Source organism: Amycolatopsis sp. PS_44_ISF1, assembly GCF_032335455.1.
Classification (GTDB): Bacteria; Actinomycetota; Actinomycetes; order Mycobacteriales; family Pseudonocardiaceae; genus Amycolatopsis.
On sequence record NZ_JANUXO010000005.1, the window covers coordinates 429,902 to 441,226 of the forward strand.

The following is an 11,325-nucleotide window of genomic DNA, read 5'->3' on the forward strand; positions in this document are numbered from 1 at the left end:
CGGAGATTTCACACCACGGCGCGGTGGTATGTCAATCCCCGTGCCGCGGTGACCGGAATCCGCCCGGCGAAAGTCGTAGGGCAGACGGTTGATCAGCCTGTCCGGAACCGGACAGACTCCCACCTCGGCCTTGACGTTCTCGTGAGGCATTGCCCAAGGTTGCCCGCATCGAAGGTGTGCGCGACAAGGTTGTCATCCACCGGTGTCGCGCCGACGACTGGAGAGGCGATGGCGATATGGCGCGAGCGCGCTGGAGAGCCGGACTGATCTTCCTGACCACGGCGGTGGTGGCGGCGGTGGCCCCGGCCGCGCCCGCACTGGCGGCGAAGGCCCCGGCCGCGCAGGACCTGGCGAAGTGGGTGAACCCCTTCGTCGGCACCCGGCCCGGCGGGGCGGACCAGGGGACCGGCGGGGGCGCCGGCAACACCTTCCCCGGCGCGGTGGCGCCGTTCGGCATGGTGCAGTGGAGCCCGGACACGGTGAAGTCCCAGCCGGGCGGGTACTTCTACGACGACAACGCCCTCACCGGGTTCAGCCTCACGCACCTGTCCGGCGCGGGCTGCTCGACCTACGAGGACATCCCGTTCATCCCCTACGTCGGTGAGGTGGGCACCTCCCCGGCGACCGACCCCGGCCACTACACCTCGACGTTCTCGCACGCCAACGAGCACGCCACGGCCGGCGAGTACGACGTGAAACTGGACAGCGGCGCCAAGGTCGAGCTGAGCGCGACCCAGCGCACCGGCTCCGCGCGGCTGACCTACCCGGCCGGCGCGTCGTCCACGCTGCTGGTGAACACCTCCGGTTCGGTCAACGGCACCGACGACGCGTCCATCACCATCGGCAAGGACACGATCAGCGGCTGGGCGACCAGCGGCCGGTTCTGCGGGGCGCGCAACAGCTACCGGGTCTACTTCTCGGCCAAGTTCGACACCCCGTTCGCCTCCGTGGGCACCTGGAAGAACGGCGCCGTGACCCCGGGCAAGACCGCCGAGACCGGCGGCGCGAAGGCCAAGGTGGCCCAGCCGAACGGCGTCGAAGCCGCGATCGCGCGCCCGGCGAAGCAGAAGACCCAGGACACCACGGTCAGCGGCCCCGGCAGCGGCGGTTACGTCACCTTCGCGAACCTCAACGGCGCGCAGGTCAACGCCCAGGTCGGGGTGTCGTTCGTGTCGGTCGAGGGAGCCAAGGCCAACCTCAAGGCCGAGAACAACGGCAAGAAGTCGTTCGACCAGGTGGCCGCGGCCACCCGCCAGGCGTGGAACGACCAGCTCGGCAAGATCGCCGTGAGCGGCGGTCCCGACGCCGATCTGACGACGTTCTACACCTCGCTCTACCACTCGCTGATCCAGCCGAACGTGTTCTCCGACGTGGACGGCAGCTACCCCGGCTTCGACGGGCAGATCCACCAGGCCGACGGTGCCCGAGCCGGCCACGCGATGTACACCAACTTCTCCGGGTGGGACATCTACCGCTCGGAGATCCCGCTGCTGGCCACGATCGACCCGAAGCAGACCTCGGACATCGTCCGCTCGATGATGGCCTACGCCGAGCAGGGCGGGTCCTGGGACCGCTGGACCGTGGCCAACGACTACACCGGCGTGATGAACGGCGACCCGTACCACATCATCGTCTCCAGCGCGTACGCCTTCGGCGCCCGTGACTTCGACGCCCAGAAGGCGTTGCTGCTGATGATCAAGGGCGCGACCCAGCCGACGCAGGGCTACACCGAGCGGCCGGGCCTGGACGCGTACCAGAAGCTCGGCTACGTGCCGGGCGCGGGCGCGGACACGCTGGAGTACTCCAGCGCCGACTTCTCCATCGCCCAGTTCGCGAAGCGGCTCGGCGACAGCGCCACGTACACCACGTTCATGAAGCGCGCGCAGAACTGGCAGAACCTCTACAACCCCGGCACCGGGCACCTGCAGCCGCGCAACGCGGACGGCTCGTTCTCCGGCAGCTTCGACCCCGCCAGCTCGCAGGGCTGGGTCGAGGGCAACGGCGCGCAGTACGACTGGATGGTCCCCTACGACCTCGGCGGGCTGGTCACGGCGTTCGGCGGCGACAAGGCCGTGCAGTCGCGATTGGACACCTTCTTCACCGAGCTGAACGCGGGCACGCAGAGGCCGTACGCGTTCATGGGCAACGAGCCGAACTCCGACGCGCCGTTCGTCTACTCCTTCGCCGGCGCCCCGGCCAAGACCCAGTCGATCGTGCACCGGTCCATGGACGAGCTGTACAACCCCCGTCCCGAAGGCCTGATCGGCAACGACGACCTCGGGCAGATGTCGGCCTGGTACGTCTGGTCCGCGCTCGGGGTGTACCCGGAGATCCCGGGCCGGGCCGAGACCCTGCTGACCACGCCGCGGTTCGCCCACTCCGTGATCACCACGGGCGCGGGCAAGAAGATCACGGTCAACGCTCCGGGCTCGGGTGCCTACGTGGGCTCGCTGAAGGTCAACGGCGCGCCCGAGGCCAAGGCGTGGCTGCCGGAGGCGCTGATCTCCGCCGGGGGCACGCTGGACTACACGCGTTCGGCCACGGCCACCGCGTGGGGCAGCGCCCCCGCCGACGCCCCGCCGTCGTTCCGCGAGCAGGAGAAGCCGAGCCTGTCCTTCGTGGACCCGGCTCGCGTGGTGACCCCGGCCGGCTCCTCGATCGCCGCCTCGGCCGGGGTGCAGGACCTGTCCGGCACGGCGAGGACGTGGACCTACTCGGCCGGTTCGGTCGACGGCATCACCGTCTCGCCGGCCACCGGCAGCGTCGCGGTGCCCGCGGGCGGCAAGGCGCGCGCCACGTTCACCGTCTCGGTGCCGGCCGGCACCTCCGACGGGCCGCGGCGGATCCCGGTGACCTTCTCGGCGCCGGGGCTGGCCGGTACGCAGGCCACGCTCACCGTGCTGGTGGCGCAGCCGAACAGCTGGCTGGCCACGGTCGACAACACCGGCATCTCCCCGGACTCCGACCCCTCGGCGGCCAACTTCGACGGCGGCGGCTGGAGCTACTCGGCCGACGCGCTGGCCGCGGCCGGCGCCAAGCCGGGTGGCACGGTGACCAGTGACGGCATCAAGTTCACCTGGCCGTCCTTCGCCACCGGCGAGCCGGACAACGCGGTCGCGAACGGCCAGACGGTGAACGTGACCGGCTCCGGCAAGCTGGCCCTGCTCGGCTCGGGTGCCGACGGCAACGCCCAGGGCACGCTGACGGTCAACTACACCGACGGCAGCAAGTCCACCGCCACCGTCGGGCTGTCGGACTGGACGCTCGGCGGCGGCGGGGCGCAGCCCGCGTTCGGCAACCGGACGGTGCTGAGCACGCCGTACCGCAACGCTTCGGGCGGCGACCCGCAGCAGATCCGCACGATGGTGTTCGGCACCGCGCCGATCACCCTCGACGCGGGCAAGACGGTGGCCAGCGTGACGCTGCCGTCGAACGTCACCGGCGGGGTGCTGCACGTGTTCGGCATCGGCATCGGCTGATCTCCGCCACCTTCAGCCGTGAAGGCCACCGCGGAACCCCGCGGTGGCCTTCACGCTGTCCCAGAAAGGAATCCTCGATGAGGAGCAGAGTTCTGGCGGGCGCGCTCGCGCTCGCCGTGGCCGCGGCCGGGCTGACCCCCGCGCCCGCCGGGGCCCGCCCGGGCGGTGACCCGCTCGACGCCGTGAACACCTTCATCGGCACGCAGGACGAGGGCAACACCTTCCCCGGAGCTTCGGCCCCGTTCGGCATGACGCAGGTCAGCCCCCAGACGAGCCACTACGCCGGCTACCTCTACACCGACCCCGCGATCCGCGGCTTCGGCCACTTCTTCCTCTCCGGCGCGGGCTGCTGGGAGCAGGGCGGCCTGGTGTCCACGCTGCCCACCACCGGCGAGATCGGCCCGGGCGCCGCTTTCGACACGACGAAACCCGCGACCTTCGACAACGCCGCGTACGCAGCGCCATACACGCACGAGGGCGAAGTCGGCAAGCCTGGCTACTACAAGGTGCACCTGACCGGCTACGGCGGCATCGACGTGGAGACCACCGCGAGCACCCGCAGCGGGGTCGAGCGCTACACCTTCGACCGGTCCGGCCCGGCCAACGTGTTCGTCAACGTCGGGCAGGCCAACGCCAAGGAACCGGTGACCGGCAGCAGCGTGCGGGTGGTCGACGACCACACCATCGCGGGCACGGTCGAGTCCCAGGCGTTCTGCGGCGGCAAGGCGTACACCACGTACTTCACCACGAAGTTCGACCAGCCGTTCAGCCGCTACGGCACCTGGTCGCCCACCGGCGGCACCCCCGGCAGCCGCGCCTCCGCCGGCGCGGCCGGACTGCGGGGCGCCTGGCTGACCTTCCCCCGCGGCGGGCAGCTCACGGCCACCACCTCGATCTCCCAGGTGGACGCCCGCGGCGCCGACCTCAACCTGGCCGCCTCCCGGCTGCGCCCGTTCGACGCGGTGAAGGCCGACGGGCAGCGGTCCTGGCGCCAGGAACTGTCCAGTGTGGACATCGGCGGCGGCACCCCCGAGGACCGCACGGTGTTCTACACCTCGCTCTACCACTCCTTCCTGCAGCCGCTCACCGCGAACGACGCGGACGGGCGGTACTACGGCTTCGACCGGAAGGTGCACCGGGCGATCGGCTGGACGTACTACGACTTCTTCTCCCTGTGGGACACCTACCGCTCGCAGAACCAGCTGCTCGCGCTGCTGAAGCCCGGCCGGGCCCGTGACATCGCCAAGAGCATCCTCGCCATCCACGACCAGGGCGGCTGGCTGCCGCGGTGGGCGTATGCGAGCCAGGAGACCAACACGATGACCGGCGACCCGGTCACGCCGTTCCTGGTGGACCTGTGGCGGTTCGGCGCGCTGAGCGGCGACGAGGCGCGGGCGTACCGGGCGTTGCTGCAGAACTCGCGGGAGATCCCGCCGGCCGCCTCGCCCTTCCAGGGCCGCTCGGGCAACGCCAGCTACCAGGCCGACGGGTTCGTCCAGTACCAGACCGACTTCCCGAAGAAGGGCCAGGACACCGACCCGGACCACGGCGCTTCGGCCACCCTCGAATACGCCCTCGGCGACTGCTCGTTGTCGGTGATGGCGGCGGCCCTGGGCCGGAAGCAGGACGCGGCCGCGCTGGCCGCGAAGGGCCGCACGTATTCCACGCTCTGGGACCCGAGCGTCGGCGACCGCGGTTTCACCGGCTTCTTCCGCCCGAAGCTGGCCGGCGGCGCCTGGTTCACCCCGGCCGACGGCCCGTACAGCCCGCAGAGCCAGGACGGCTTCCACGAGGGCACGGCCTGGCAGTACCAGTGGCTGGTCCAGCAGGACGTGCCCGGCCTGGAGCAGAAGATGGGCGGGGCGGCGAACGTCGGCCGGCGGCTCGACGACTTCTTCTCCTACGGCAACCTGGTGAAGGACCCGGCGGCGACCGTGCGCAAGGACTGGGTGGTCGGCCCGTACAGCTACTACAACCAGTTCCGCTACAACCCGAACAACGAGCCCGACCTGCACTCGCCGTGGATGTACACGCTCACCGGGCAGCCGTGGAAGACCTCCGCTGTGGTGCGCGCGGCGCACACGCTGTTCACCGACGCGCCCAACGGCGTCACCGGCAACGACGACCTCGGCACCATGTCGGCCTGGTACGTGTTCAGCGCGCTGGGTCTCTACCCGGCGGTCCCGGGTACCGGGAACTTCGTGCTGAACGCCCCGCGCTTCGCCCGGTCCGTCCTGCATCTTGAGAACGGCCGCTCGGTCACGATCAAGGCCGGCGGCGCGGACGGTGCGAAGCTTCAGTACGTGCAGGGCCTCGAGGTGGGCGCGCGGCCGAGTGACAAGTCCTACGTCAGTGTCGAGCAACTTCGCCGTGGCACGAACCTGGACTTCTCACTGACGAGCGACCCGGCCCGGGCGACGTGGGCAACGTCACCTTCATCCGCCCCGCCGTCCCCCTGCGCCGGTTAGTGCCCGGTCGAAGACTGTCCGTGAAGGCTCCTTCCCGCCATGCGGGAGGGGGAGGGGGCCTTCACGATTTTCCCGGCCCGTCACCGGTCTTCACCGGAGTGGCACAGGCCACAATGGACCCATTTCGTGAGCACGATCACCGCCCCCGGTGTTCCGGTGAGGGCCGTCACGCCTCACACTGGTCTCAGACAACGTCCGACAGTGCTGTTGACGCCAAGCGGTTCCGTCCGTCTTGGACAGTGCTGACCGGACGTTTTCGTGTGTGCAGGCAGCACGCACCCGTGTGACGCACAGGAGGAAGTCGTGTCCAGCAAGGCCGCTCTCGTGTTCCGCGTGGCCGCAGTCGCCGAAGCCCTGTCCTGGGCCGGTTTGCTGATCGGGATGTTCTTCAAGTACGTCGTCGGCTCCTCGGGCCAGGGCGGCGTTCCCGTCATCGGCATGGTGCACGGCGTCGTCTTCGTCCTGTACCTGCTGGTCTCCCTGTCCGTGGCGAAGCCGCTCGGCTGGCGCCCGAAGACTCTGGTGCTCGCGCTGCTGTCCAGCATCCCGCCGCTGTTCACCTGGCTGTTCGAGAAGTGGGCCCTGCGCAACGGCCGCCTCGACGGCCCGCAGCGCCTGACCCACGGCGGCGTCGGCCTGTTCGAGCCGCGCGTGCGGGAGACCGCGACGGCCTGACCGTCCCCGTTCGACCCCGACGGGCCCGTACGACCTCGTGTCGTGCGGGCCCGTTCGCGTTACCGGCGGCGGTGGCCCGGCGGCGATGACCCGGCCGCGGTCACCCGGTGAAGTCGCCGGAGGACTTGCGGACCTTGGTGAGCAGTTCGGTGAGCTGCTCGACCTGGCGCTCGGTGAGCCCGCTGAGCCCGAAGTCGATCGAGGTCACGGCCTCGGTCGCGGCCTCGCGGCGGCGGCGGCCGCCGTCGGTGATCTCCACCAGCGTGGTGCGGCGGTCGGTCGGGTGCGGCACGCGCTTGACCAGCCCGTCCTTTTCCAGCCGGTCGACTATGTTGGTGACGCTGGTGGGGTGCAGCTGCAGCCGCTCACCCATCACCCGCATCGGCAGGCTGGCGGTGCGGGCGAAGGTGAGCAGCACGAGCGCCTCGTAGCGGGCGAAGGTGAGGCCGTGCGGTTTGAGCGCGCCGTCCACCGCGGACTGGATGATCTGCTGCACCCGCATCACACCGGTGACCGCGGCCATGGTTCCGGCCGGGCCGATCCGGTCCTCCCAGAGCTCGGCCGCGCGGGCGATCGGGTCGAACGGCAACGGACGGTTCATGACAGGCGAAATTACCAGCGAGTACTCCGAACGCGCCGCTCGACCTGCTCCGTGGTTCGCCCGCGCTTTCGACCTGACCGACAACTGAAGGGAACCCGGACATGATCGTCGCGTTCAGCGTCAGCCCCTCGGGCGGCGACCCGGACGGCGGAGTCAGCGAGGCCGTCTCGCGCGCGGTGAAGGTGGTCCGCGACAGTGGCCTGCCCAATTCCACGGGTGCGATGTTCACCGACATCGAAGGAAGCTGGGACGAGTGCATGGCGGTGGTGAAGCAGGCCGTCGAGGCCGCGGGGGCGGGTTCGGCCCGCGTCGGGCTGGTGCTCAAGGCCGACATCCGCCCCGGCTACGACTCCGGCCAGCTCACCGCGAAGGTCGAGCGCGTCGAGGCGCACCTGCGGGAGGACTGACGCTCCGCCGCTGAGGCGGGACCGGCCGGTCGGGCCGCAGTACCCCTGGCGGGCCAGCCGTGACCGAGACGATGTGGTCGAGGCGCCGCAGCCCGGCCGCGCGGCCGGGGACAGCCGTGTCCGCCGTCGTGCGGCCGGGGCGGTGGGCGCAGAGTGGCGTGCCCGTCATCACGGGGTGGGCAGCGCGCCCAACGCAGCGGCAGGAGGATCGGGCCAGGGCAGCGCAGGCAGGGCAGCGCAGGCAGGGCAGCGCGGTCAGGACGGTGCGGTCAGGGCAGGGGCGGGGTGAACGCCACCGTCCACCGGCCGTCCTCCGTGGTCACGGCCAGCCGGTAGCTGAAGGGCTGGCCCTGGCCGGAGCGCCCGCTGACCTCGGCCGTGGTCGGGGCGCGGTCGTCGGGGGACAGGCGCACGGTGACGTCGTGCACGGATCGGTCGTCCAGCACCGCGATGTAGTCGTCGGCGAAATCCGAGGCGCCCGAGCCGGGGTAGTTCAGCAGGTCGCCCAGCGCGTCGGCGTCGTGCGCGGACAGCGCCGAGGCCAGGGCGTCGCGCAGGGCGGCCGGGGAGGGCTCGCCCGGGTCGGGCCGGCGGGCGATGAGCGCGGTGACCACGCCGAGCCACACGACCACCGCGGTGACCGCCAGGGCCACCGTCATCCTCCGCCGGCTCATCACGTTCGCTGCCGCCTCCCGCCCGTTCCCGGGTGCGCTTGCCCGAGCCGGGTGAACCGTACCGGTCGGGGCGGGCACCGGCGGTGAAATGCCGGGGGCGGGCGTGCCAGGATGGCAGGGTGACTCACCCACGCGGATCTGCAGCGAACTCGGCGGCGATGTCCGCCGCACTGTCCGGCGCGGTCGACCTGTCCGCGCTCAAGGCCCGGGCCGAATCGTCCCGGAACCAGCCCCCGGCGCCCCCCGCGGGCGCCCCGCCGGCGAACGGTGGCGCCCCGCCCTCCGGCGCGGTCGTCGACGTCACCGAGGCCACCTTCCAGGCCGAGGTGGTCGAGCGCTCGCTGAACCAGCTGGTCGTGGTGGACCTGTGGGCGGAGTGGTGCGGCCCGTGCAAGCAGCTGAGCCCGGTCCTGGAGCGCCTGGCCGCCGAGTCCGGCGGCGCGTGGGTGCTGGCCAAGGTGGACGTGGACGCCAACCCGCGCATCGCGCAGCTGTTCGGCGCCCAGTCGATCCCGACCATCGTCGCGATCGGCGGGGGCCAGCCCGTGGACGCGTTCTCCGGCGCCCTGCCGGAGCCCGAGATCCGCAAGTGGCTGGACGGCCTGCTCGACGCGTTGCGCGACCAGCTTCCCGGCATCCGGGCCGCGGAGCAGGCCGGTGGCGGACCGGTCGAGGAGCCCGAGGACCCGCGGTTCACCGAGGCGGAGGACGCCTTCGAACAGGGTGATTTCGCCGCCGCGCAGGCCGCGTACGAGCGCATCCTCGACGCCGAACCCGCCAACGAACTGGCGAGGAACGCGCTGGCCCAGGTGAAGTTCACCGCCCGCACCGAAGCCGCCGACCCGGACGCCCGCGCGAAGGCCGACGCCGACCCGTCGGACCTCGACGCCCAGCTCGCCGCGGCCGACCTGGACGTCGCCGAGCAGCACGTGGACGCCGCCTTCACCCGCCTGATCGACACGGTCCGCCGCACCGCGGGCGAGGACCGCAACCGCGTCCGTGAGCACCTGATCGCCCTGTTCGAGCTGTTCGACCCGGCTGACGACCGGGTGATGAAGGCCCGCCGCAACTTGGCGAGCGCGCTGTTCTGACCGGCTCCGGCGAGCGTGATCGAGGCCACCTCGGCTGACGGCTCGGCGGTGCCCGCGGCGCGCGCCGCGGGCACCCATCACGCCCGCGGCCCGATGGGGCCCGGACCGGGTGCGTGCCCGTTGTCCCGGTCGGCTCGCGGTTCGGCGGCAGCTCGCCCGGGCCTCGGCGACCGCGATCTCGGCGGAACCCCAGCCCGACCGGGCCCGGTGGGCGCGGGGCCGCCCGCGCCCACCGGGGTCACGGCTCGGCGAGGTCCAGGGTGACCCTGGACCGGGGGCAGCCCACGCAGGCCAGTACGTAGCCGTCGGCCTGCTGCTGCGGGGTCAGGCAGTTCGGCCCGCTCAGGGCGACCTCGCCGTCGCATAGTTTCACCAGGCAGTCCCCGCAGTTGCCGACCGTGCACGAGTACGGCATCGGCAATCCGGCCGCGAGCCCGGCGTCGAGCAGCGTCTGGCCGGGTTCGACCACGGTGGAGCCGAGTTCGTCCGAGCCGTTGCGCACCAGCATTTCCTGCGGCTCGGTGGTTCCGAGGGTCGTTTCCGCCCCGCTGGTGTAACGCTCGTGGTGCACGTGGTCGCCCGGCACACCCCGCCCGCCCAGGACCTCCAGCACGGTGTCCCTCAGCGCTTCGGGCCCGCAGACGTAGTACCGCGCGTCCTTCGCCGGCCGCACCTCGTCGAGCCAGCCGCGCACGCCCGCGGCGTCGAGCCGGCCTCGGTCCCGAGTCAGGACGTGGCTGACCGAGAGCCGGTCTTCCTGGCCCAGCCGGCGGAGCTCGTCGGCGAAGATCACCTCGTCGGCGCTGCGATTGGTGTACAGCAACGAGATCCGGCGAGTCCCCGCGAGCGAGCGGATCATGCTCATCACCGGGGTGATCCCGCTGCCGGCGGCGATCAGGACCAGCTCGTGCGCCGTCGCCGGGTCGGGGTGGAACGCCCCCGAAGGCCCGCGCACCGACAGCCGGTCCCCGGCCCGCAGGACCCGGTGGACGTGGGTGGAGAACCGGCCGCCCTCGACCTGCTTGACCGTGATTTCCAGCCGCGGGGCCCCGGCGCCGACGAAGCGGAGTACGCCCGCCGCACCGGGTTTCCGTCGATGTCGGTGACCAGGGTGAAGAACTGCCCGGGCCGGAAGTCGAACGGGCGCGCGCGCTCGGTGTCCTCCAGCACGAGGGTGACCGCGCTGGGTGTCTCCCGGCGCACCTCGGCGATCCGCACCTCCCGCCCCGGGTCCGGCGCGGCCGCCCCGGGACGCGGGGACCCGACCTCGATGTCCTCGTAGCCCTCCTTCCGCAGCCCGGACCGGTACGCGCGGTTCATCACCAGCCGCACCACCCGGCCGATCCCGGGAATCCCCACGACGAGCTTGAGAACGCGGGCGAGCGGACCGCTCGACGCCGTGTTCGCCGCGAGGTGGTCCCCGGCCAGCGCCATCAGGTCCGGCACCGCGCCGCGTTCGAGGTGCGCGGTCCACACGCGGGAGCGCGCCACGGCGGCGCTGGAAGTCACTTCGGCGTGCTCGACGTCGATGAGCAGCGCGGCGTGCGGGGGAGTCCCGCGCAACGCCATGGTCTCCAGCAGCGCCGCGTCGTCGGTGATCGAGCCGCGGCCGCGGACGTGCAGCACCCCGGTGCGGCCCGGGACCAGGGCGGCGAACGAGAGCCGGTCGTCCTGGAGCAGGTTGTGCAGGCTGTCCGCGCGCTTGTTGCCCCGGCGGTCGGGGATGACCAGGGTCCGGTCGTCGAGGATCCGCGCCACGGCCTGCTGGTCCCCGCGCGGGCTGGTGTCGCTCCCGCCGGACCGGTCCCAGGTGGACAGGACGAGGAACGGGGCGGCGGCGAGGAATTCGGCGACCCCGGGTCCGCCCAGCGGGCCCTCGACCCGGGGCGGGGCGCGGGCGCGGGCGGCGCGGGCGGCTGCCACAGCCGTG

Annotated in this window: 8 protein-coding genes and 2 pseudogenes; 5 read left to right on the plus strand and 5 right to left on the minus strand. The window is 72.0% G+C overall.

Annotated elements, in window-relative coordinates; genetic code table 11:
• Positions 1-236 precede the first annotated feature (236 nt).
• The 3 genes from NYF13_RS35415 to NYF13_RS35425 all read left to right on the plus strand — a co-directional run bounded on the left by NYF13_RS35415 (position 237) and on the right by NYF13_RS35425 (position 6,622).
• Complete coding sequence (locus NYF13_RS35415) at positions 237-3,479, plus strand: GH92 family glycosyl hydrolase (RefSeq protein ID WP_315662483.1); 3,243 nt, start codon at positions 237-239, stop codon at positions 3,477-3,479.
• Between the two features lie 77 nt (positions 3,480-3,556).
• Positions 3,557-5,947 carry a GH92 family glycosyl hydrolase gene (locus NYF13_RS35420; RefSeq protein ID WP_315662485.1) on the plus strand — a complete coding sequence of 797 codons (2,391 nt, stop codon included), beginning with the start codon at positions 3,557-3,559 and terminating at the stop codon, positions 5,945-5,947.
• A gap of 303 nt (positions 5,948-6,250) precedes the next feature.
• Positions 6,251-6,622: a DUF3817 domain-containing protein gene (locus NYF13_RS35425; RefSeq protein WP_315662486.1), complete on the plus strand. Its 372-nt coding sequence runs from the start codon at positions 6,251-6,253 to the stop codon at positions 6,620-6,622.
• 100 nt (positions 6,623-6,722) lie between these two features.
• Here the strand turns inward: NYF13_RS35425 and NYF13_RS35430 are convergent, their stop codons facing one another.
• A complete protein-coding gene (locus tag NYF13_RS35430; protein WP_315662487.1) occupies positions 6,723-7,223 on the minus strand; it encodes a MarR family transcriptional regulator in 501 nt (166 codons plus the stop codon).
• Positions 7,224-7,324: 101 nt separating this feature from the next.
• Between NYF13_RS35430 and NYF13_RS35435 the strand changes: the two genes are divergently transcribed.
• Positions 7,325-7,630 carry a thiamine-binding protein gene (locus tag NYF13_RS35435; RefSeq protein ID WP_315662489.1) on the plus strand — a complete coding sequence of 102 codons (306 nt, stop codon included), beginning with the start codon at positions 7,325-7,327 and terminating at the stop codon, positions 7,628-7,630.
• Positions 7,631-7,899: 269 nt separating this feature from the next.
• On the opposite strand, the gene NYF13_RS35440 is transcribed toward NYF13_RS35435, so the two are convergent.
• Positions 7,900-8,289 (minus strand): hypothetical protein, encoded by a 390-nt coding sequence (locus NYF13_RS35440; protein WP_315661876.1) that lies wholly within the window; start codon positions 8,287-8,289, stop codon positions 7,900-7,902.
• Between the two features lie 173 nt (positions 8,290-8,462).
• Here NYF13_RS35440 and NYF13_RS35445 point away from each other — a divergent pair, with 173 nt between their 5' ends.
• Positions 8,463-9,395 carry a tetratricopeptide repeat protein gene (locus tag NYF13_RS35445; RefSeq protein ID WP_315661875.1) on the plus strand — a complete coding sequence of 311 codons (933 nt, stop codon included), beginning with the start codon at positions 8,463-8,465 and terminating at the stop codon, positions 9,393-9,395.
• 238 nt (positions 9,396-9,633) lie between these two features.
• On the opposite strand, the gene NYF13_RS35450 is transcribed toward NYF13_RS35445, so the two are convergent.
• The 3 genes and pseudogenes from NYF13_RS35450 to NYF13_RS35460 all read right to left on the minus strand — a co-directional run.
• Positions 9,634-10,350, minus strand: coding sequence for an iron-sulfur cluster-binding domain-containing protein (locus tag NYF13_RS35450; protein ID WP_315662510.1), 717 nt, complete (start codon positions 10,348-10,350; stop codon positions 9,634-9,636).
• Positions 10,351-10,377: 27 nt separating this feature from the next.
• A pseudogene (locus tag NYF13_RS35455) lies at positions 10,378-10,869 on the minus strand (hypothetical protein); the annotation flags it as partial.
• Positions 10,870-11,039: 170 nt separating this feature from the next.
• Positions 11,040-11,318: pseudogene (locus NYF13_RS35460) on the minus strand (pyridoxamine 5'-phosphate oxidase family protein); the annotation flags it as partial.
• Between the last annotated feature and the right edge of the window lie 7 nt (positions 11,319-11,325).